Below are 23,685 nucleotides of genomic sequence, written 5' to 3'. Positions count from 1 at the left end.
TCGTGAACGAGCACGCCGCACGCGCCGGCGACGAGTCCCGCAACGAGCTGAGCGGCTCCGCGGACGACGTGGTGCTGGCCCGCGACGTCAGCGGGGGCGTCCACTTCCACCGCGCCGGGCGGACTCCCACGCCGGTGCCGCGCCAACTGCCCGCCGACGTCCGGGGCTTCGTCAACCGCTCCGAAGCCCTCGACCTGCTCACGCAGCTGTCCGCCGAGGCCGCGAGGCGCGTCGTGGTGTGCGTCGTGGCGGGCACCGCTGGTGTGGGCAAGACGTCCCTGGCGGTGCGCTGGTCGCATCAGGTGGCGGACGACTTCCCGGACGGCCAGTTGTACGTCAACCTGCGCGGCTACGACGCCGGGCCGCCGGTCGGCCCGGCGGAGGCGCTGGACCGTTTCCTGCGCGCCTTGGCTGTGCCCGGCAACCGGGTGCCCGCGGACCTGGACGCGCGATCGGCGTTGTTCCGGTCCTTCCTGGCGGGCAAGCGCTTCCTGATTCTGCTGGACAACGCCGCAACCCCGGGACAGATTCGCCCGCTGCTGCCCGGCACGGCCGGCTGCCTGGTGCTGGTCACCAGCCGCAGCACGCTCGCCGGCCTGGTCTCCAGGGACGGCGCGCACCGGGTGCGCCTGGACGTCCTTCCCCTCGACGAAGCCACCGCGCTGCTGCGCGAACTGCTCGCCGAGCACCGCCCCCACGACGACGAAGGAGACCTGGCAGAGCTCGCCAGGCTGTGCGCCCGCTTGCCGCTGGCCCTGCGGATCGCGGCGGAGCGGGCCGCCGGCAGACCCCGGACACCCCTGCGCGACCTGGTCGACGAACTGCGCGACGAGTCGAGCCTGTGGGACGCCCTCGCATCGGACGACGACTCCGACGCCGTGCGGACGGTGTTCGCGTGGTCGTACCGGGCGCTGTCGCAGCCGGCGAGCCGCCTGTTCCGACTGCTCGGCCTCTACCCCGGCGAGGACTTCGGCCCGCACGCGGTCGCGGCGCTGCTCGGCGACACCGCGGCGACCGCCCGCCGCCTGCTCGACGACCTCGCCGGAGCACACCTGCTCGAACCCACCGCACCCGACCGGTACGAGTTCCACGACCTGCTCCGGCTCTACGCACACGACCAGGCAAGAGCCGAGGAACCACCCGGATCGACCACCGAAGCGCTCGACCGCCTGGCGCTGTGGTACCTCCACACCGCCGCCAACGCGGTCCGTGTACTCGCCCCCGAGACCGCCGAGCGCGAACTGCCCGCCCTGCCCGGGCCGCTGCCGGCTCCGGTGTTCCCCGATCACGAGCAGGCCGTCCTCTGGTACGAGCGCGAACGCCGGAACCTGACCTTCCTCGTCCGCTCCCTGCAACGACGGGAGGCCGACGACCTGGTGTGGCTCCTGGCGGACGTCCTGCGCAAGGTCCACGCGCGCTACAACCACTTCGACGACTGGACCGCCACCGCGACGGCAGCGCTGTCAGCGGCCCGCCGACTCGGCGACCCCGGACGCGAGGCCACCGCCTTGGAAAGCCTGGGCAAAGCCCACGTCCAACACGGTGACCGCAGGCAGGGCGTCGAGCTCCAGAAGCGGGCACTGACGATCAGACGCGAGATCGGCGACCGCCGGGGCGAGGCGGTCTCGACCAACGCGCTCGGCCTGGCACTCCTGCGCGACCACCAACCGCGAGCGGCACTCGACTTCTTCCAACGCGCCGGTGAGATCGCGGCCGAACTGAACGACGACTACAGACTCGCCGTCTCCACCAACACGGCCAACGCCCTCATCGACCTGGACCGCCCCTCCGAAGCCGTCCCACTGTTGACCGCGGCACTGGACGGGTACCGCCGCCTGTCCATCGCCGGTGGCGAGGGCGACGCGCTGCGCGGCCTGAGCCACGCCCACCGACTCCTCGGCGACGCCGCACGAGCCCGCGAGTTCATCCAGGACGCACTGACCATCGCCCGCGACCACCGCAACCCGGCCTGGGAGGCGTTCTGGTCACTGGAGGAGGGCCGGGTGCTGGTCGCGCTCGACACTCCCGCCCAGGCCCTGGCGCCCTACCAACGTGCCGCATCGCTTCAACGGCGTCTGGACGACCGCGTCCGGGAGGCCGCCGCCCTCGACGCGACCGGCGAGGCGTACCAGGCCCTGGGCCGGCACGAGGACGCCACCGAGTTCCACCGGTACGCGGTGGACACGTTCCGGCGATTCAACGAGAGATGGGCACTGGCCGTCGCACTGCACAACCTGGCGACGGCCCTGCTCACCACTGGTGACTCACAGGCCGCAGCAACCCACCTGGACGAGGCAGCAGCCCTGCTCGCGACCTACGACGACCCGGCGGCGCGCCACCTGCACGCCAAGGTCGAAGCCCTGCACCGGCCTCCCACCGACGACACGCCCACGACCTGACCACCGCCCCGCAGATTGGGATGCGCGGTTCAGCACACCTACCGGGTCCGGTCAGCCAGACAATCCGCGCGCTGCAGTGAACGCTTTTCATCCTGGGTGGCGACGGGTCTCGATGTGGTGCAGGACCAGGATGGCCGCGACTATCGCGGTGGCCCGACGTGGGCAGCAGCGCAGCTTGGCCAGTACCTTCCAGCCCTTGAGCAGCGAGACGGCGCGTTCGCCGAGTGCGCGGATGCGGGCGTGGGCCCGGTTGACCGCCTTCTGCCCGCGTGACAGGTGGGGGCGTGTGGCGTGGCGCTTGAACGGCGTGCGCACCGTGCCACCCGCGCCCTGATACGCCTTGTCGGCGAACGTGGTGACCTTGTTGGCTGACAGCACTTCGACGAGGCCGTGGGTGCGGGCCGCGGTCAGATCGTGGACGGCGCCGAGCAGCGCGGCCGAGGCCCACACCAGCCGCCCGGCCGGATCGGCGAGGACTTGGACGTTGACGCCGTGGCGATGGTGCTTGCCCGAGTAGTACGGCTTCTGGTCGGCGACGCGGTCGATTGGCACCAGGGTTCCGTCCAGGATCGCGTAGGCCAGGCGGGCGGCCCGTTCGCCGGCGGCGTGGAGGTCGTCGGCCAGGACGGCGAGCAGGTCCACCGCTTCACGGACGTAGCGCCAGGCGGTGCTGCAGGAGATGTCGAACCCGACGGCGAGGCGGGTGTGGGTGTCGCCGTTGCGCAGGTGCGCGAGCACGAGCAGTGCTTGACGACCGGGATCGAGCCGCCGCCACCGGGACCGGCGCCGTGCCCGCTCGGCGCGGATGAGATCGGCCAGGCGGACGAGGGTGCGGTTGGACAGCGGAATCGCGGCAGGGTAAGACAGCACGGCGAGGCTCCCGGTTGGGGCATCAGATCTTGGTCGACTGCTGTCTTACCGAGAGCCTCGCCCACCACGCTCCCCACTGCTCAGCCCGCACCGTGACCTGCACCGTCACGATGAAAATGGCTCAGTCATAACCGAGACGCACGGACCCCACCACATCAACGAACCGCGCCCAACACCCGCCAATGCACGCCGACCGCGGAGAAGTGCAGCCAACAGGAAGCAGAGCCTCACTCCGCCAGCGCGGTCCGGCCGTTTCCCTGACCAGGGCAAACAGAGAACGTGCACGTCAGCCGGTGCCGTTCACCGCCGTTCGAGGCCGTCGCACGTCATCGGGCTCTGCCAGTTGCTCCAGATTTGCTCCACACACCCCAGTGTGAAACGGCGACAGGCACCGACTCAACCGTCGAACACTCAACCCTCACACACGGTGCGAAACTTGAGCCGGACCTGCAACGCCGCAGTCAGCCTCTCGGCCAACTGCGGGCCCGGCCATAGCATGCCGCCGTCCTCACCTCGCCTGGGACCCTGGAGTCCATGGGTCATCCGAGCGTAGATGGTGGTTGCGTGTGCAGGGACCGCTGACACTTCACACTTCGACCGGTCGGACGCAGGTTTCAAGACGTCCTGGTGTGCACTCTGATCTCGCATCTAGCCGGTCACGTGATCGAACTAGCCAGCCTCAGAGCGTCGCGAGACCCCTCTGAGCTGCGGTAATCGAGGAGAACTGACTCGACGGCGAGCCATTGACAGACTCCGCAACCAGCCGATACACGTGGTGTACCACGCCGTACAGAGTCGACTTCACAGATTAGAGTACGGGTAAGTACTTGCCATACGTCCCACGCCTGGCTATCGTTGGGCCAACGCAGTTAAGTCATCGGCAACTCTGAACAGAGTGCCGTTGCAAGACGATGCCCCAGGCGGCATGCCGAAGCAGAGGCGAACCTGGGGCCTACTTAACCACCATACCACGGCGTGGGCTGCCGTGCTGCGCATTTTGGGGGATCACCATGACCGCTACCAACGACTCGCACGCTTGGATCCCCAAGGCGCTCTCCGATGCGCGCTTCGGCAAGTACATGGAGGCATGTGGGGGTGATGTAGCTGCTGCCTTCCGCTTGTACGTGTGGACCGTCCGCGTCTGCGGGGCATTTTATCCGCTGCTGCACTTCGCCGAGATCACCCTGCGCAACGCTTTGCACAGCGAACTGGCCGCTCAGTTCGGTCGCGAGGACTGGTGGGCGGTGGCTCCACTCACCGGCCACGGCCAGAACCTGGTGAAGAAGGCGCAAGAGAAGGTCTCGGTTCGGAAGTCAGCACAGAACGCCAATAAGGTCGTGGCCAAGCTGACGCTCGGCTTCTGGGTCTCACTTGTCAGCGAAACATACGACCGCGACCTGTGGGTTCCGGCCCTGCACCGCGCGTTCCCGCACTATGGACAACGCAGGGACGACCTTTACGCTGAGCTCGAGAACCTGCGGAATCTACGCAATCTCGTGATGCACTACGCGCCGCTCAACGAACGTGATCTGCGTGCCGATCACGTTGCACTCTACCGGCTGTACGACTACTTGTCGTCTGGTCTGAGCCAGGCCATGCGCGAGATCGACCAGGTCCCGAATGTGCTCTGGCTCCGTTGATCAGCGAGGATGCATCCATGACTGAGAGTGGCCAAGGGCTTCCCCTCACCGACATCGCGAAACTGGCGGGAGTAGGTGTGAGCGCGGCCAGCAACTGGCGCAAGCGGCACACCGACTTCCCTAGCCCTGTTGTGGTGGCCGGCCAGGAGCTGTTCTCTCTCACCGAGGTCGCGCGCTGGCTCGACCAGAGGAAGATCCCCCGCAACGGACTCCAACCCGAGGAGACTCCCGGCACCACCTACGGAGACAGGTTCAGACGTAACAGTGGGGCGCCCGTCCCGGTTGGGCAGCCGACGGCATCGCAGGCGCGGCCAGATGTCCCTCGGGACACGCCTGCTCTGCTGTGGCAGATCGTGGACCTGGTGCGCGGCGACCTGGACCAAGCGTCGGCTGCCGAGTTCGTGATGAGCCTCCTCTACGTTCGCTCCACTGCCCCGGCACTATGGCGGGAAGTCACCGCCCAAGGACACTGGAACGACGCGAGTGGACTGCTGCGTTCCGCCCCGACAGACGACCTGGGCACTCCGCTGCTGATACCTGACGGCAAGGACACTCTCCGCGGACAGCAGTGGCTACAGGTGATCGATCTCTTTAACCAGATCGATCTACAAGCCGTCGGTCCAGAAACTCTCTTCGATGCCTTGCTGAATAGCTTTCATCGGGATCTCGGACGTCGGGGCGGTCACTTCACCCCTGATTCGCTGGTTCACTTCATGATCGAAGTCCTCGATCCTCGTGAATCGAACACGGTGTACGACCCGGCGTGCGGTTCCGGCGAGCTCTTGGTGGCTGCGGCGCAGCGGGGAGCGGCATCGGTGTCCGGACAAGCGCTGAACGACCGGTCGCAGCGGCTGTCGCTGTTCAACATTGCCTTGCACGGCAGCAAGGCGGACGTGCGGCTTGGTGACCCTCTGACGAGGGACGGAGCGTTCACCGACAAGCAGTTCGACCTCGTTCTCGCTAATCCACCTTTCAACCTACCAATGTCCGACGAGGCAAAGCGGAACTCGTGGCCCTTCGGCCCACCACCGAAGAGTGACGCCAACTTCGCGTGGCTCCAGCTCGCGGTGATGCGCCTGAAGCCCGGCGGGCGCGCAGGTGTACTCATGCCAAATGGCGCATCATTTACCGGCGGAGTAAACGCCAAGATCAGACGAGCGATGGTCGATGCGGGCATGATCGTGAGTATCATCGCGTTGCCCGCAGGCCTGTTCATCAACACCGGGATTCCGGTGTCGCTCTGGCTACTCCAACGACCGGAATCCAGCCAGCCGAAGAGATCAGAGATTCTCTTCATCGACGCCACGACCGCTCGCGGTGAGGTGAACAGAGACGGCCGCGGTATCCTACACACCGAGCTTCGCACCAAGATCGTGCAAGCTTATCGCGACTGGCACGACTTCGGCGACTCATGGAAGCACGGCGATTCCGAGGGTTTCAGTCGATCAGTCGGCATCGCCGAGATTCAGCAGGAGAATTACAACCTCGAACCTCGGCGCTACATGAGCGAGGGAACTGCCCCACCTGCCGCTACGGCGTCAACCGCGTTCGAGTCCTTGCAGCGAGAGTTGGACGAGCTAGCGAGTCGGGTGGACTTGGTCCGCCGTGACATCGCCATACGCATTTCCACGCTTCACAATAATGCTTCCAAGGAGAGGCTGAACGTTCCTCTCGGCGACATCTGCGACGTCCAGGCAGGACCTGGCACAGTGGATCGCACACGTGGTCACTTCACCGAGAACTGGACGCGGCTTGTGTTGCCCCGCAACATCAAAGTCGGCTACCTCAGCCATGAGGACCTGGACACCGTGGACCCCAAGACTGCCGTCAAGCTTGCGAAGTACGTACTCCGCCCAGGTGACGTTGTATGCATACGATCAGGAACGCTCGGCCGGCACGGACTCGTCCGAGAGACAGAGGCCGGATGGCTCCTAGGTCCAAGTTGCATGCGCATTCGCCTACGACCGTCGGTCGACGAGGTCGATCCCAAATATCTCGTGCACTACCTGAACTCCCCCGAAGCCCAGGAGTGGATCAGAAACCGCTCCCACGGCACCGCAATCCCGAACATCAGCACGAGCACCATGCGAGAGCTAGTGGTGCCGCTGCCGCCGATGACGGTGCAACGAGAGATCGCGGGCACGGTCGACGCTGCCGACATCCACATCGAACAACAACAGCGAGCAGTCTCAGCGGCACTGCGCCTACGGGATGCCGTGTTCCAGCTCACCGGCGCGGTTGTGAGTGACACCGCGACCGCCCCCGCCAACCATCGTGAATTGGGTTGAGATAAAGGTCAGTTGACCTTTCCCAACCTGGTGACGTGGAGCTGCGATTGGCGGAGACATGGTGGAGCTCCCGGTAAATGACTTACCGACCAAGCGCAAGGCGATCGACATGAGCTTCGCATGCTTGTCTACCCATCCGCGATCGACCTGTTCAGTTCGCACCTACAGTCCTCGCCTGCACACTGAGGTCGGTCCGCAGTGGGTTGCGGCGCCTCGAGCCTGAACGTCACAACTCCACCGCCTGCTCCAGATCTGCTCCAGCGTAGTGGCATGAATGACGGAAACAATGCCGGACTCAACCGTCGAACACTCGACCTTGTTTGTCGCACGGCGCCTGCATTAACGACACCGATTCAATGGTGCAGGCGTCACAAACGACTCACAACCACAAGTTCGTCTCGAGCGCGGGTCGCCGCCACGTAGCGCAACGATCGGGCTCGCAGCTCGGCATCGGCCCGCTCAGAGGGCTCCAGCGCTTCCAAACGGGCCAGTTCTGCGGGCGAAGGCCGACCGGCCGCCAGCACAACCTTGGAAAATTCGGTGCCCTTGGCCCGGTGCATGGTCATGATCGGCACCCGTCCCGAGGGTGGCCGTTCACGATCGACCGCCCGTGCGTCGATGCCCTGTTCGGTCAGCGCCGTCACCACTCGGTCGCGGTGGAAGCGGTCCTGGACGAGGACCCCTACGGTGTCAGGGGTGTCTCCAGCCTCCAGCCAGGCTTTGACGTGGCCGACGATGGCCTGCAACTCCTGGCCGAGGGAGTCGACGGTTTCGATGGTCGGGGCGGGGCCGGTGCGGGCGGAGCGATAGCCGGTGGCCTCGGGCTGGTCTTCGAGATCGACGTACTGCCCGTTGTCGATGATGCTCATCGCGTACTGCAGGTTCTGGGCGGTGGTGCGGTAGTTCAGGGTGAGTCGCTGCGAGCGACCGACGATGGCCACGCCGTACCGGCCGAGGACCACCCGAGTGCCGTAGATGCGCTGGTGCGTGTCCTCAGCGATGAAGAGGTCGTCAGGGTGCTGTCCGACGAGGGAGCGCAGTAGCTGCCAGTGGCTGGGTGAGAGGTCCTGGCCTTCGTCGACGAGGACGTGATCGGCGTGCTTCTCGGCCTGATGGGCGAGGTGTGCGGCGGCGACGGCAGCGGCCTCGGTGAAGTCGAGGCTGCCGTCGATGCGGCTCTGCGCCCGGTACGCCGCGATCAGCGCCCACACCGCCGAGCGCTTGGCGCGGTCGAGGGCCACGCCTCGCCCGGGGCGGCGCACCCGGAGGTAACCGGCCTCGTCGTGGACTTTGTTGGGCAACACGATGTGGGCGTATTCGGTGGACAGGAACGTCTCGTTTACCAGCTCGTGCGGCAGCGACGTGTCAGTCGACTCGATGGCCTCCCGCCACCGGGTCCCCGGAGTGCGGACGATCGGTGCGGAGCGCTCCTCGCCGAGGACCTCGCGCATGGCGGTGGCCAGACCGCTGCCCGCGCCGCGCAGCACAGCGGAGGCGAGAGCGTCCACTCCCGTGACGTGCACGCCGGGTTGGCCGAATGCCTTGGTCCGAGGGATGCGCGGGTCGAGCTGCGCGAGGCTGTCGCCGAGCGCCTCGGCGAGGTTGGTGGTGAACGTGGTCAGCACGATCCGGGCTTGCGGGTCGCGCCGGGCCAGCGCGCGGGCCCGGTGGACGAGCACCACCGTCTTGCCGGTGCCCGCGCCCCCGGACAGTCGGAACGGGCCGCTGTAGCTGCGTTCGACGTAACGGCGCTGCTCGGGGTGCAGGAAAATCCGCCACGCACCGAAGTCGCCCTGCTCGATGACACGACGCAGCTCCTCCTGGTCACCGATGAAGGCATACTGGAGTGCCGCGGCAGGCCGTTTGAACGAGTTCAGGACGTCGGTATCGGTGTCGCCGGACGGAGGAGCCTTCTCCAGCTGCATGCGCGCGACGATCGCCTCCACCGTGTCACCGGCGGCAAGGTCGACCAGGATGGTGCCGATCCACCCGTCATGGCGCTGCGCGAGATCGAGCACGGCGTCCTCGTCAGCGGCGGCGAAGGCCTGGTCAACGACCTCCTCGGGCAGGCCGAGGGTGTCGACCAGGGCGCTGCGGTCGTGACCTATGCGGGCGAACAGCGGCTGATTCACCGGTGGCGTCGTGCCGGGTGTGACCGGCACGACCGGCACGGTGATTTCCTCGATCTGCGGCAGGCCGTTGATCGGGTTGACGCTCAGCCGCACGCGCTGCGCCACGGCGTTCGCGTCGTCGTGCGGCCAGATGCCGTGGATGACGTAGTGGCGCTCGCCGCCGCTGTCGAGGCGGAACATGACAGCCCGCCAGGAGCCGTCGACCCGACCGGTCCGGACCCTAGGGTCGGAGGCCTTCTGGATGGGTTCGACGTGCAGACCGGGAGTGGTGTCGTCAGCACCGAGCTTCTGCAGGAACGTCATGGCCTTGGCACGGATCGAGCCGTCGATCTTGCTGGCGAGCTTGCCCATGATGATAGTCGGCACTATCGCTCCCCGGATCGGTGTGAGATGGCGTCCGCTACCGCGGCGACGACGAGTTCTGGTGAGGGGTCCACGACCAGCCAACCCGCTGCGGCCAGGTCGGCACGGTCCTGCGGCGTCATGTGCGGGAAGCCGACGACGACCCGCAACCGGGGCCAGGACACGTCGAGCGGAATGCCGTCGGGGCCTTCAGCACCGACCACGGGCGGAGTGATCGCATGAGCGGCGAGGGCTGCCACGAGCGTGCGTTCCACCCCCGGTTGGGCGGCGTCGTACACGTCGGCCCACGCACCGGCCGGTCGGCTGCCGTGCTGGTCGGTTTCTTCTTCGGCGCTGTCCGCCGGGGCGGTGAGGCTGGTCGTGGTCACCACGGTGGGCCAGTCCCGCGCCGCGAGGGCGTTGGACAGCCGCAGCCAGCCCCGCCAGGCGGCAGTGTGCGCGTCGTCGAGGACCTCGTCGCGGTCGTCGAGCACAAAGGCTGCGCGCACCACCATCGTGGGCAGCATCTCGATAACGGCAGCGAGGGCACCCGCGCGGTGGAGGTAGACCTTGCGATCCCCGCTCGGGAGGTGCTCGTCGAGCAGGACAGCCCGGGCCACCTCCTCCAAACTTGCGGTGTCGGGGACCTGCACCGCCTGTGCTCCTGGGGACAGGAACATCGGTACGGCCCGGGCGACGGCACGGACCGCGTCCGGGTTGGGAGCGGTCACCCAGTCGACGAGCCAGTCCACCGGCCCTCGGCCGAGCGCCCGGTACGCCTCCGGCGGCGCCTGGAATTGCGGCACGTTCATCAGATTGCCGGCGAGGTCGGGGCTGTACCACGCCGGATGGCGGACGACATCGTCAGTGGCGAGGTCGTGAATGGTGACGGCGAGGACGATCAGGCCGGCGTCGCGCAGGTTCGCCCGCTTGGCCGCGTCGTCGGCGAGGCGGTTGCAGGCGGGACTGGCGTGGTAGGCCCGACCGTCGGTGAAGATCGCCACGTCGGGCACATTCATGTCGGTGGTCTGCAACAGGAAGTCCGGTCGCGAGTCGGCGACGTTCACCTGCGGGGTGAGCGTCCACTGCCGGTGCGCGCCGGGGAACGTGAAGCGGACGACGTTGCCGGTCGGTCCCGGTGTCTCGGTGACGGCGGCGCCACTGCGGCGCAACCGGCCGACAAGCAGCCGGTGGAAGGCACGTTCCAGGTGCGACTCCGGCTCCTCGTGGGGCGCCACCTCGGTCACGGTCCACGCAATCCCTTCGGCGGTCGAAGCGTCGGGAGTCAATGAGAGCAGGGTGCGCAGGTGCCGGTCGGCCGACGCGCGGGAGGCGCGCCGGATCGCACCGGGGGCGGCGAACGGCAGCAAGCACCGGTGACAGGCGAGTCGCTCCTCGTGCCGGCACTCGCAGTCGCGGACCCTGTTCCACGCCAGCACGAGCAACTCGCGCAGGCGGGCGGGGTCGGCGTTCTCGGCGAGGTAGCCGGTGCCTCCCGCTACCGCGTCGTGCAGCAGAATCGCCTCGTGGTTGTCCGTGCCGTCCGACAACGTCGGGTCCACGACGTGTTCGACCCGGATGTGGTCCGGGTGGCCGCCCATCTGCTCGCGCAGGCCGAGCAGGAGCGCGGCAGCCAGGCTGGGTGCGGCGAAGTCGTCGCCGACGGTTATCGCGTGAGGTAGTCGGATCAGCAGTCCCTGGGTACGCAGCGTCCGCGACAGGGCGATCGTGCTCGTCACCTCGGTGGCCGATGTCCGGTGCGGACACCACGGGCGGTGCTCGTGCGGCCGGTTACGGCCGGATTCAGTGTCCTTCTTCCCGCAGCCGGAGCAGACCCGGAACAGCATGCCCTGCCGGTCGTCGCCGCCGATGGTCCGGGTCGCGCCGTGGCCTGGCGCCCCCAGGTTGATCCACCGCAGGTCGACCGTGCGCAGGTAGGTGCAGCCGAGCCCGCTGTCCTCGACGAACCAGCGGCGCACCGCGTTGGCGGAATCAATGTCGGCGGTGGTGACGATCTGGAAGGCGGCGTGACCGCGCTCGTCACGGCGGTCGGAGATCGCCACCTCGTCCCGGCGGACCTCGGCCGACACGCGGGTCAACTCGACGACGTCGAGCCGCTGGCCGGTGTCCTGGATCCCCCGGCTGCCGCACCGGGGACAGGACGGCACGGGCAGCTCGCGGCCGGATTCGGCGACGTCGGCGGCGTAGCCGCAGTGGGGGCAGAACGCCCAGGTGCGGATGGAGGCACCGTCCAACCCGAGGTCGACCGCGTCGATCGTGATCTCCCAGCCGCGGGCGTAGAACGTGGCACCGGGGGCGAACTCGCGCAGGGCGTGCGCCGATCCGCGCTGGAACTGCGCGGCGTCGTACTTGTGGCCTCCGGTGTCCGGGTCGACCCAGGACAGGCCCACGTCGAGGGTGACTGAGTCGTCGAGCAGGGTGTAGTTGGGCAGCAGTCCGTACTCCTCCAGCACGCTGATCCAGTACGCACCGCGCAGGTGCGCGAGCTGGCCGGCGGTCAGCTTGCCGGTGGCCTTGGCCGAACGCAGCGCCTGCCGGTCGTCGTCGGTCACGGCAGGCGACGCCACCCGTGCCTCCAGGTCGGGCAGCAACGCCGCGATGGCGACCTGCCGTTGTTTCAGCGTCTGCACCGTCTCCTGCCACCGCAGGCTCGCGGCGTGGACGTGGGCGGCGAAGCCGCTGGTGCGCGGCCCAGAGGTGGGACGCAGCCAGTCGCGCAGCCCGGCCACCACCTCGTCGGGCAGGCCGTCGAAGGTGGCGACGAACCGGGGCAGGTCCTCATCGGCACCCTGCTCGGCGTGGAGGACGAGGTCGCCGAGGAACGAGGCCGGCTTGCAGGACCCGATCGCTCCGGAAGCCTTGTGCGGGTGGCGGCGGCGAGGGTCGCGGGCGAAGGCGTCTACCAGGTACGCGGTGTACTGCCGTCGCAGGATCTCCTCGGCGGCCAGGTACGTCGCCGGCGGTCGCACCTCACCGTCCACAACCGAGAGCGGATCACCGAGCTTGGGCAGCTGCTCGCCGCGGCCGGTGACGAAGGCGATGTCGAGAGCGTTGCCGGTGAGCCGCCCGGCCCGACCGACGCGCTGAAGGTAGGAGGCGACGGTGCGCGGCAGGGAAGCCAGGAACACCGCCGAAAGGTCGCCGATGTCGATGCCCATCTCCAGCGTGGGCGTGGCGACCAGCACGTTGGGCGCCTGCGGGTTGCCGCCGGCGGTGCGGAAGCCGTCCTCGTACGCCAAGCGGGTCTTGTCGTCCAGCAGGCTGGTGTGCTCGCGGGCCACGACCCGACGCATGTCCGGGGAGGCGTACAGGCGGCGGTAGAAGTTGTCCGGCAACGGCTCGGGTGCCAGCCTGCCGCGGCACCGCACGTGCAGGCACGGCGCTCCGGTCAGCTGATCGACCGTGACAGGGGATCCGGGGGTCGTGGCCCGGCAGGTGTCGCAGACCAGCAGGCGTTGGTCGGCGGACGTAGCGGCCGCCGGCCCGGTGGGGGCGACGACGACGCCGGAGACGGGGATGGCGTACACGGTGGCACCGGACTCGCTGGTGGTGGTCATGAGCACGCCGTCACGGGCCAACCGGTCGAACAGCAGCCGCGCCAGCCGCCCGCCGTCGAGCGGGGAGACGTCGAGGACACGAGCGGTCCAGCGGGCGTACCAGGACTGGGCCGAGGTGACGGCGTCCAGGCCTCGGGTCGCCCCGCTCGGTCCACCGACCTTCGGGTAGGCGGGAGCGGGCCGGTCACGCGGGAACGCGGGCATCCCCTCGCCGCGGGGCCGCCCGCCCCAGATCGACCAGTCCCGCCCGTCCTCGGCGCGGTACCGGTCGAACCACGGGTGGTCGATCGCGCCTTGTGCGCGCATCCGGTCTAGCACGCCACGAACCCACTGCACCAGGATCGTGCCGTCCCGGTCCTCCGCGTCGAGTTGGTTCTGCCACGACGTGCCCTGCATGGCGGCACGGGCGACGCCGGCCATCCGCGCGGGCTGCCCCGCCGCCACCTCGACGGCCACCGAGCCGGTCAGCTCCAGGGTGCGGCCGATGCGTGAGTTGAGGCCGAACTCCAGCGCGGCGTCCAGCGCGAGCCGCTTGCGAACGCGGGAGCGCACCGGTGAGCCCACCGAGCGCAGCGACTTTGCCTGCCAGAATTCGACGAAGGACTCCCGGTCGGCGCACTCGGGGGCAAGGATGCGGTAGCGCGCGAACGGGTCGTCACCCGCCTGCCGGATCACCTCCTCGACCAACTCGTCGAGGGTCAGCGCGCCCTCAGCCACCGCGTCGCGGAACACCGACCGCAGGGTCAGGGTGTGCGAGCGGGCCTGGACGAACCCGGCTCGGTGCGCGGCGTCCTGCACAGAGTCGGTAAAGACCAGCGCCTTCTTCTCCCTCGCGTCGAGGATGGGCGAGCCGAACAGCGTGGACAGGGACACCGACAGCAGTGTGGCGATCGCGCTGCCGAGGAACCGGATGCCGTCCTCCTGACCGCAGGACGGGCAGGTGTCCTTGCGGCTCTGCTCGTCGGCCTCGGGGCCGAGATTGGTGAGCACCGGCAGGATCCAGCCGTCACGGAGGTCGGGGTCGTCCTCGGCCACGCTGGTGAGCAGTTCCCGGTGACGCACCGAGAACCACATCAACCCGTCGGTTCGCTGGCCTTGGTCGAGGTTGACGGCTGCCTCTGCAGGCGCGTACAGCAACGGCCGGAAACGACCTTCCCTAGCCGCGTGGTCACGACGGATGTCGTCGTCATTCACGGCCAGGCTCGTGCCCACGGGTGCCAGACCTATGCCCCAACCCGAGCGGCCGCAGTGCCGGCAGAAGATCGCCGGAAAAGACGGCCGGGCCTCTTCCGCGTAGACGTCGGCGACCGGCGGACCGTCATCACCCCAGCGGAACCGTGCCGAGGCCGCCGCGACCCGGTCGATGCGCGTCAGCTCACGCACCCACAGGTGCACGTCCACCGACAGCGCGGGCCGACCCGCGACCGCGCGCACGTGGGCGAGTGCCGCCAGCACCAAGGACAGCAGGGTCTCCACGGGGACGACGTCCCCGTCACCCCGACCGAACACGCGGGCGGCCAGCGTGTCGAGGCCGACCGCATGCTCCGCTTGGCGCGCTAACTTCTGCACGAGCGGATGCGCACGGCTCGCCGCCAGCAGGAACTCCGGAGACTGGTCGATGAACCGATCCGGTTCGATCCCGTACAGGACGCCGAGGACCGTCCGGGCGATCCGTGCGCTGGCCGGGTCGTGGCCGAGCGCCGACACCTCGTCAACCGCCCCCACCACGTCGAGGTCGTCAACCTCCACCGGCGTGAGACCGATAGCCGACATGGTCTCCGCCGCGCCTGCGGCCCACTCGTCGAGGCTCACCCGGGTCTCGGTCACGATCGCGTCGGCGTCGAACCGCTCCCCGAAGACAGCGCGGGCGAAGTCGAGCATCACCGTGGGATCGCCCTTGTCACCCAGCGTCGCCGAGGTGGCGACCGGGGTGGCCAGGCCGAGCGGCCGAGCGCGAGCCGCATCGTCAACGCGCGGGTCGTCCTCCTGCCAGTGGCTCTTGAGCGCCAGCCCCAGCCGGCGCAGCAGCATCGCCACGTCCGTGCCCTGCGCGCCGTCGTAGGTGTGGAACTCGTCGAGCACCAGGTAACGCAGGCTGGTCGCCGACTGCCGCCACAGGTCCTGGTCCTCGGCGCGCAGCAACAGCTGGTCGAGCATCTTGTAGTTGGTCAGCAGGATGTCCGGTGCGGTGTCCCGGATTATCGCCCGGTCAGTGATCAGCCCGTCCGAGGTGACCGTGGTGCGGGTCGGTCCGACCTGACCGGTATAGAGCGCGGCCGTAACTCCCGTGAGGTCGGCCTGCGTGGTGAGCAGCTTCGTCAATCGCGCCGCCTGGTCGTTCGCGAGCGCGTTCATCGGGTAGAGGATGAGCGCCTTCATGCCCGATACGCCTTCGTGGCGGGCGCGCAGCACGTGGTCGAGGATCGGGTAGAGAAACGCCTCGGTCTTGCCCGAGCCGGTACCGGTGGTGACCAGTGTCGGCAGCGGACGACGCGGTTCGCCCTGCGGGGCGGACGCCAGCCGGGCGAACGCCGCTGCCTGGTGCCCGTAGGGCGGGAAGCCTTCGTACCAGCCGAGGGTGTCCCGCCACCCCGCATCGGCCGCACGGAACGGCAACCGAAGCCGCACGTACGGCCCCTTGAACATGCCGGTATCCGGATCGGACAGGAACCGGTCCAACCCATCGCGAGCGTCCCCGTCGGTGAGCCCGAAGGTCGTCGTCAGGTAGTCGACGAGGCTGGTCCGGATCCGAGCCGCCTGCAGGGTGGGCAGCAGTTCAGTCACGAACGCTCCTTCAGCAACTGCTGGAAGTGGGCATACGCTTGCCGCATGTCCGCTTCCCGATCCAACGTCACGAACGGCAGTTCGTAGGTATAGGTGTTACCCGGCTGGTTGGTCGCGGTCCGATCTTCCCGGCTGACCCGGTGCCCCTTCTTGCGCCACCGGGTCAGCACCTGATTAGGAACAAGACGTCCGTTGACATCGTAGGTATACTCATAATGGTCGTACCCGTACAGAACATGGAACTGACTGCGATATATTGCACACAGTTCATCAGCGCTAAGTCCGAGCGCCATTGCGACAAGAGCATCGATCTCCACCAGGGCCTGCCGACGGTCGACAGCAATGCGCAACAAAGTGTCTTGAGTCAGAACAGGGCCAACGTTGCCTAGGGGAAACCGGCGTGAGTGGTTGTATCCACCAGCCCAGCTATCGTCGATAAAGGTGTCCGAATAGCAGGCTTGCCACAATTCGAGATATGCATCAGTAATGCATGTAAGTCGCAGCATCCGCAATGTTATCATATCTCGAACTCGTCTCGAAGGGGAAAACCACGGGAGACGGTTGACTGCCGCCAGGAGTATGTCGTCTTTTGGTACACAGCGAATTACAAAATCACCGACAAGGGATGCCATAATTGCATTTACGACAGGTAGTTTATTGCAGCCTCCATCCGCCTGGCCAAGACTGTGTACGGTCCCCACGTGTGCAGCTCCAGGAGGAATGATCGCGGGCATAAGAGTGCGTTCCGCCGTGTTGTCGGCCATTCTTCTCCAGGCTATCCGATACTGCGCACGCGCTGGCTTTCGGCGATCACCCTCCCCCCAATTCGTATAGTGTCGGTCGTACAAGGATCGGTCGCCCGCCGGCTTGTGCGTCGTGATAGGAATAGCGTCAAAGGGAAGGCTCTCGAAATCGGTAGCTGACCAGTCTCTATAGTTCTTCATCGTGGGGTTCGGGGTTTTGTAAAACGGTGTTGCCACGAACAGATGCGGGCCGCCAAGGATTACATCGTTCCACGACTGTGGAGCACCCCATCTGACTTCAAGGCGACCCTTTTTTCGATCGATAGTTTCGTTCCATCCCGCAGAAGAGACCAATCCCAAACCTCCAAGCCGTTCGGCGGAGGAAATTTTTTTCAGTACGCCGGAAGCGGCTTGGTTAATCGTGTAGGCCATTCGCGTGCGTCGAATGGGTGCACCAGGCAACTCGGCGATCGCATGCCATGTACGAAGGATGTCGTCTGTTACCTCGGTTACCCGCTTGAGGTGAGGTCGAAGATCCCAGTTTCCATCAGATCCCTTGGGGCCAGGCTCCTCGCCTGTGCCGTCGTGCTCAAGCGATCGCTTTGCAGTGTCGGGATGATAGAGGGAAACGGCGTGAAGAAATCGCGGGTTGTCAACTGGTGATCCATAAATGTTTACGCTGTAGTGCTTTCTGTTGCCAATCTCAAAAAGTTTCAACTCATTTGCGAACTCCCAATGGCGTCGCAGTCGCGCGTATGTCTCCTCTCTAAGGTCGCCCGCCTTGTCGTCGGTGAAGTGTGTGTCCAGGTGAATGAGACCGATGGTGCCATGGTGGGTCGCATGCGTCCAAGATTGTGCCATGAAGCACCGATAAAGATCAGGCCGCAATCCTCTGAGGGTTGGATACTGTGAAATTGCGCCAATGAATGTGGACGTTGCTACTACCTCGGTAGTGCCGTCGATTACGAGATCCTTGATCGAAGGCAGGTCCAGTGTCGCGTCTTGCCTCCTCTTTTTCTCTCCCTCCGACGGCTTCAATGCGAGCTGCCACCAAGGGTCTCCCTCGGCAAGGAGCGCTTTGATGTTGGTCTCGGGCTTCACCCATGGAGGGTTTCCTATCTGAAGATCGAATCCTCCGCGAGCGAAGACGGTCGTAAAGTCCAGGTGCCAGTGAAAGAATCCCTGCTGCTTGGCGACTCGGTCACACACGACAAGCCAGGGGTGCTCCTGCAACACATTCTCTACCGGTAGCGCACTTGAGAAGAAAAGCTCCAATTTTTCTGCATCGTTCAGCTGGCCCCAGTCGGCGCTACTGGCAAGGGTCTCTCGCGGTAGCGATTTCTTGCGCACCTCCGGGCTGCGTCCAAGCAGTGCCTGCAGTGCGGCGATCCACTGTGCGAAGGTCGGGGGCTCCACGCGTACCCCGCGGACTGTAACGATCTCGTCAGTGAGTGGCCAGAACCACAGTGCGGTCCACGCGTCCATTACCCGCCGCAGCCGCTGATAAGCACCATTCGGGTCAGTGAGCGCGGCTTCGATTTGCTTCCGCTGCACAGTGCCGCCACCGGACGGCAGGTCGTCGGCGCCCCAAACTGGGATGACTCGGTGGACCTCTTGTTCAGCCATGTTCAACCGGCGATGCGCAATCTGCCACAGCACCTCCACGCGATGTGCCAACTCGACCAGCGTGTTCACTTGCTGTTGCGTCGGTTTGGATCGCACAGTTCTCCGCCACGCTCTAAGTCGGTCGGCCGCCTCGCTGGCCAGCGCGACTACCTCCTTGGCTTCGACAGCGGCACCCCAACCATCGGCCGGTAGCAAGAAGTGGTGAATGCCTTCATTGGAAACTCGTCCAGTCTCGATGTCATTTGCGAGGGACATTATGGGGACGACTCGCGGTGCTTCGGTCAGCCAGGATTTATTGCTAACGTGGCTGCGTGGGTACACCGCCCGTCGGGCGCCGACGAGCGAGTTGCCGCGCCGCAAGTGCAGACCGAACCAGGGCGCGGAGAGTCCCTCGACCATGGTGTCCAGCCATAGGGAGATCTCAGCCAGTTCGACGGCAGTGGCATTGAGGTCGACGCCGTACACATTATGCAGCGCCAAGTAGGCCTTGACCTCCTGCAACCGACGCGGGTAGTCGTCCGGGTCGAGGCGCACGCCCAGTTCGGCTTGGCGGCGCTTGAGATACTGCTCAGCGAGCTGCCGCACTGCCTCGATGGCGAACGCGCCCGAGCCGAGGGCTGGCTCACAGACGGTCATCTGCAGGATCTCCGCCGCAGTCGTCGTGCGGCCACCCTGGTCGAGCAGCTCTTCGAGCGCTTGACCGACGGTGAAGCGGGTGAGCACTTCTGGGGTGTAGTACGACGCGGACTGCTGACGCTCTCGCCCAGCAAGGCGGAACACAAACGTGCCCTTCCTGTGCAGCACCGGTCGTGGCTCACCCGTGTGCGGGTCGGGAGTCTTCACGAAGTCGGCACGTGCAATCCCGTCTGCTCGCTCGACGGGGACGACCCATGAACCCTTGGAAGCGTCGCCGTTCTTGGCCACCTCATAGAGGTCGGTCTCGGCAAAGAAGCCGGTGTATGACATCAGGCCCTCGTAGACCGCGCCGAGCTGGTTGATGCCAAGCTCCGCGTACGAGATGAAGCCGCGGTCCTTGCCGCGCGACTCCTTGCTGAGCAGCAGGTGGGTGAGGACCTGCTGCAGCGCGGCGTTGCCCAGCCCTACAGCGTCGATGTGGGCAGTCGCCTCCGGCCGGAACAGGTCGGCTTTCAGCGGGTTGAACGTCAGCCCCTCGCCGAACGCCGCGTCCTGCTCATCTTCGCTGTCACCGCTGACTGTCTTCGGGGTGTGCCCCTTGTCTACCAGCCGGAACAGTGCGGTCAGCGACTCGTACAGGTGGGTACCGCTGCGGGCACGCGGGCTGGCCAACTCAACCTGGACCAGCTCGCGCAGCCGGTCCAGGCTGTACCCCTGGTCGTACTCGCGGGCGCCCACGGGCAGCACGCCCAGCTCAGGCGACGCCTCGGCGTAGAGCAGGAACAAGATGCGGTAGAGGAATCGCAGTGCTTGCTTAGCCAGCGGTTGAGCCTCGCTGGCGGGTAGCGGGTCGAGACCCTTGTCGCGCCAGCGGGCGACGACCTCGTTGGCGATGATCTCGATGGACAGGCGGACACCGTCACGCAGGTCCTTGGAGACGCCGACGGTGTGCTTGACGGACGCTTCGAGGACGCTGTGCCACCACAGCGTCCCATCCGCATCTGGTGCGATCGATTGGGCGGACAGGCAGGTAAGCGCCCGGTCAATTTCCCCGCCCTTCTTGCCGTCGTTGCGCTCGCACACCAACTGCACGTCAACGGCGAGGTAGCGGCCCTCGGCCCAACGCTCCCGCTCGGCGAGCAGCACCCAGCGGCCCGCGAGTAGGAGGACCAGGTCGGGGGCGTCGTCCGCGACGAACAGCGCCGACGTCAGCCGCGCGGCGGATTTCACCTCCTCGGCGTCCTCGGTGAGCTGCACCGGCTCACGCAGGGTGACCGCATCACGGGCGAGCAAGTCCTCGACCGCGGCGACCGGGCGGGCTGACACGACGACCAGCGGTGCGTGTCCGGTGACACCGGGGGGCGACACGCGCAGGAGCGGACCCTGTCGGTCGAGGACGAGGCCATGACCGGTCAGTTCGAGCACGTCGAGCAGCCGTTCGTGAACCGCGGCAGCGGCGTCGTCCGCGGTGCGCCCGTCGCGTGCGTCGACTTCAGCGGCCGGGTCGAGCAATTCGGCCAAGGCGGCGAGATCGCTCTCCAGGTTCTGCCGGGTCTCGACGAACCGCGATCGGGGTGTCGCCCGCCCCTCCTTGGCTTCGGCGTCCCAGAACGCCCGTCGCTCCAGCACCTTCGCGTGGAACGACTCACCCTTGGCTTGGGTGGTGAAGTAGTGCTCCGAGATCCAACCCTCGCCGACGAGGATCGCGTCCGACCCATTCACAGCGCCACACCTTCCACGTCGGGAACGACCACCAGCAGCGGCCGTACGAGTTGCCGGTCCGGTGCCATGGCCTGCACCATGGCCCGTTCCTGTTCCACGCTCGCTCGCCTGCGCTTGATCTCGCTGCGCTGGATGAGCGCATCGGCTTCGTCGTCCCAGCTGTCCAACCGAGTGGACCAGTGCTCCACTCGACTTGCCACGTCATCGGCGGCGGCTGTGAAGAGAGTGATCAGGTGCTTCTCGGCATGATCAACTGCAGGAGCCACGAGCCCTTGGAGAGCCGCTACGTTCTCGATCGGTCCCGGATTGGCCCGCGGGCTGTCCCAGCCCAGCGAAGCCAGCGCCTCCCGAGCCGAACCGTGCGGGGCGATCAGCGCGAAGGACGGGTTGTCCTCCGTCGGGAACTGCGCGGTCAGCCAGGCGACCGACACGACCTGGCCACGCCTGTTGGTGAGCGTGCCGACGAGCAGGACAGTCGGGGCGTCCACATTTCCGCGCACGGCGAAGACCTCGTTGCGGCCCAGGGCGGCCAGAGCGCGGTCCGCTGCCCAGTCGAGGACCGGGTGCAGTGGAGCCAGGTAATGCGCGTCCGGCCAGCTCAGCTTCTTGTCGTCGTGCAACGCGGCGGCGAGCCGGTCCTTGCCGCGTGCCAGGGTGGTGGCGAGTACCAGCCGTTCGGTGACGTTACGCTCGGCGAGGTACTTCTGCGGCAGCACGTTCAGGCGCTGCGCGAGATCGGGCGGCGGAGTCAGTTCGACGGTGCCGAAGGCGGTGTCCCGCCGCCACCCCACCCCGCCACGCGCCGGCGGGGCCGTCGGGTCGATGAACGCCTCCTGCAGCGCGTCCTCCAGGTAGGACACGTCATCGTCGTAGACGACCGAGCCGAGGTCGATCCCGGTGTCCGCGTCCGACCGGCTTGCCGTCGTCGGCTCGGGTGCGGTGGTGGCGGGCGAGTCGAAGATCCGGGCGAACAACGCACCGAGGTTGTTGCCCGCCGCGACGGCGGCGACCGGGCGGACCACGTCGTCGAGCTTCTTGCTACCGGCCAGCACGGCGCGGATGTCGTCCTCCTCGCTCTTGACGTCGTAGTGCCCCATCAGGGAGGCGACGTCGCCGAGCGCGGTGTGTGCCTCGTTCTCCTTCTCCACCAGTTTGGCGAGGATCCGCACGTCTCCGGCGAACCGCTCGCTGGCGGGGTCGAGCAGCAGCGCGGTGATGCGCGGGGCGTGCTTCTGCCCGTACCGGTCGATGCGACCGTTGCGCTGCTCGATGCGGATGAGGCTCCAGGGGATGTCGTAGTGGATCAGGTTGTGGCACTGGGCGTGCAGGTTGACGCCCTCGGAGGCCACGTCGCCGGTCACGAGGACCCGCACCGGCGCCTGTTCCTGCTTGAACGCCTCCACGACGCTCTGCTGTTGATCGTCGGGAAGCCCACCGTGCATGATCTCGACGGCGTTGGCGGGCACTCCGAGGTCGACGGGCAGGGCGCGGTGCAACCAGCGCAGGGTTTCCAGCCGTTCGGCGAACACCACCGCCCGGACCGGTGAGCCACGGCCCACACCGATCTCCTTGAGGTGCTCGACGAGCCGCTGGTACTTGGCCGGTGGTCGCTGCCGTGTCTTGTCGTTGAACTCAGCCAGCCTGCGCAGCGCGCGTCGTTCGACCTCAGCCCGATCGTCGTGCCCGAGGCGACCCAACCGCCCGTCGATGGTCTCCTTCAACGCCGCCGGCGAGGACAGGAACGCCTTGGCCAGCGTCCAGGGGAACAGCGAGGCGTTCTGGCCGGAGTACGGGCTCCCACCCTGACCAGGCCACAGCCAGGTCTCCTCCAGCTCACGGGCGACGGCGTTCTCTTCGCTCGTGCCCGGCACGAGGACGTTGTCCGGCTCCCGTCGTTCGGCCCAGTCGGCGCCGACGACCTGGGCGACCTCGGGGCTGTGCCGGTGCCGTCGGATGACCAGTCGCCGTACCTCGTCCGGGTTGAGCTGACCGTCGACGGGCACGGCCGAGGGGTCCAGGAGCCGCAGCAGCTCGGCGAACGAGTCGGCGCGGCCGTTGTGCGGAGTCGCCGACGCGAGGACAAGTGCCTCGGCGTTGCGGGCCAGCAACCGCGCCAGCCGGTTATTGAGCGTCGCGGCGTTGGCCAGGTTGTGGGACTCGTCGATGACCACGGCGTCCCAGCGCTGCTTGCGCAGGCTCGCCACGTACCGGTCGGACTTGAGAGTGTCGATCGAGATGATCACACGCTTGTAATAGGTGAAGGGGTTTCGCGTCGCGGGCAATTGTTGGCGCACGCGCTGGATGCCGGCGGAGTCCAGCCGGACGAACGGGATCGCGAACCGGCACCACAATTCGTGCTGCATCTGCTCCAGCACGTGTCGAGGCGTCACCACGAGAATTCGTTCACCGCGACCGCGGCGCACCAACTCCGAGAGGATCATGCCGATTTCGAGCGTCTTGCCGAGGCCGACCGCATCCGCCAACAGGATCCTCGGGCGCAGGTTTGCCGGGTCGAGGGCCTTGCGCACCGCCGACTGCTGGTAGCTCAGCGGGTCGGCCAGCCCTCGAACGGCTACCGACAGCGAACGCTCACCGAGGGGCACGGGGGTCTTGCGGATGGTCGATTCCAGCCACAGCCTGGTAGTGCGGTAGCGGGGGCTGTCATCGGCCACCACCTGCGCACGGGCGGGTTCCAGCGGGACGATCTTGTCCAGGCTGGTGTAGAACGAAGCGCTGGTGTCGCGAACCAGCTCGCTGAGCCCCTGCACGTGGACGAGGCTGCCGTCAGCCGTCTCCTCGGCTGCCTGGACCAGCCACTCCTCGTCACGGATCACGACGATCGATCCTGGCGCGAGTGCCACGCGGGCTTCAGCGTTCGTTGCCGTCACAGGTAGGTTCTCCGTCATCAAAAGTCATGAAAAGTTT

General features: G+C 66.9%; 8 protein-coding genes. 3 read left to right on the top strand and 5 right to left on the bottom strand.

Going from position 1 to position 23,685, the window contains the following annotated elements; genetic code table 11:
• The first annotated feature begins 2 nt into the window (after positions 1 to 2).
• Positions 3 to 2,399, top strand: coding sequence for an ATP-binding protein (locus CKY47_RS26000; RefSeq protein WP_306748826.1), 2,397 nt, complete (start codon positions 3 to 5; stop codon positions 2,397 to 2,399).
• A gap of 87 nt (positions 2,400 to 2,486) precedes the next feature.
• Here the strand turns inward: CKY47_RS26000 and CKY47_RS25995 are convergent, their stop codons facing one another.
• Positions 2,487 to 3,269 carry a transposase family protein gene (locus tag CKY47_RS25995; protein ID WP_306748824.1) on the bottom strand — a complete coding sequence of 261 codons (783 nt, stop codon included), beginning with the start codon at positions 3,267 to 3,269 and terminating at the stop codon, positions 2,487 to 2,489.
• Positions 3,270 to 4,279: 1,010 nt separating this feature from the next.
• On the opposite strand from CKY47_RS25995, the gene CKY47_RS25990 reads away from it, so the two are divergent.
• Together CKY47_RS25990 and CKY47_RS25985 are read left to right on the top strand one after the other, a co-directional pair.
• A complete protein-coding gene (locus tag CKY47_RS25990) occupies positions 4,280 to 4,909 on the top strand; it encodes a hypothetical protein (protein ID WP_306748822.1) in 630 nt (209 codons plus the stop codon).
• A 17-nt stretch (positions 4,910 to 4,926) separates the two neighbouring features.
• Complete coding sequence (locus CKY47_RS25985) at positions 4,927 to 7,197, top strand: N-6 DNA methylase (RefSeq protein ID WP_306748821.1); 2,271 nt, start codon at positions 4,927 to 4,929, stop codon at positions 7,195 to 7,197.
• A gap of 368 nt (positions 7,198 to 7,565) precedes the next feature.
• Here CKY47_RS25985 and CKY47_RS25980 read toward each other — a convergent pair whose 3' ends face one another.
• From CKY47_RS25980 to CKY47_RS25965, 4 genes are read right to left on the bottom strand one after another with little or no spacing between them, the layout of a single operon-like run.
• A complete protein-coding gene (locus tag CKY47_RS25980; RefSeq protein ID WP_306748820.1) occupies positions 7,566 to 9,695 on the bottom strand; it encodes a UvrD-helicase domain-containing protein in 2,130 nt (709 codons plus the stop codon).
• Positions 9,695 to 16,033, bottom strand: a complete 6,339-nt coding sequence (locus CKY47_RS25975) for a DEAD/DEAH box helicase (RefSeq protein ID WP_306748818.1) — start codon at positions 16,031 to 16,033, stop codon at positions 9,695 to 9,697. Before CKY47_RS25975 ends, CKY47_RS25980 begins: the two co-directional genes overlap by 1 nt.
• Complete coding sequence (locus CKY47_RS25970) at positions 16,030 to 20,760, bottom strand: class I SAM-dependent DNA methyltransferase (RefSeq protein WP_306748816.1); 4,731 nt, start codon at positions 20,758 to 20,760, stop codon at positions 16,030 to 16,032. The genes CKY47_RS25975 and CKY47_RS25970 overlap by 4 nt, the downstream gene beginning before the upstream one ends.
• Positions 20,757 to 23,666: a helicase-related protein gene (locus CKY47_RS25965; RefSeq protein WP_306748815.1), complete on the bottom strand. Its 2,910-nt coding sequence runs from the start codon at positions 23,664 to 23,666 to the stop codon at positions 20,757 to 20,759. Before CKY47_RS25965 ends, CKY47_RS25970 begins: the two co-directional genes overlap by 4 nt.
• Positions 23,667 to 23,685 lie beyond the last annotated feature (19 nt).

The organism is Saccharothrix longispora (assembly GCF_030852425.1).
In the GTDB taxonomy this organism is placed as follows: domain Bacteria; phylum Actinomycetota; class Actinomycetes; order Mycobacteriales; family Pseudonocardiaceae; genus Actinosynnema; species Actinosynnema longispora.
This window is presented reverse-complemented; position numbering and strand designations above follow the sequence as displayed.

What these genes read in the sequence shown, in the direction of transcription:
- CKY47_RS25990 (WP_306748822.1), top strand. Translation starts at nt 4,280, where the DNA reads ATGACCGCTACCAACGACTCGCACGCTTGGATCCCCAAGGCGCTCTCC.
- CKY47_RS25965 (WP_306748815.1), bottom strand. Translation starts at nt 23,666, where the DNA reads ATGACGGAGAACCTACCTGTGACGGCAACGAACGCTGAAGCCCGCGTG.
- CKY47_RS25985 (WP_306748821.1), top strand. Translation starts at nt 4,927, where the DNA reads ATGACTGAGAGTGGCCAAGGGCTTCCCCTCACCGACATCGCGAAACTG.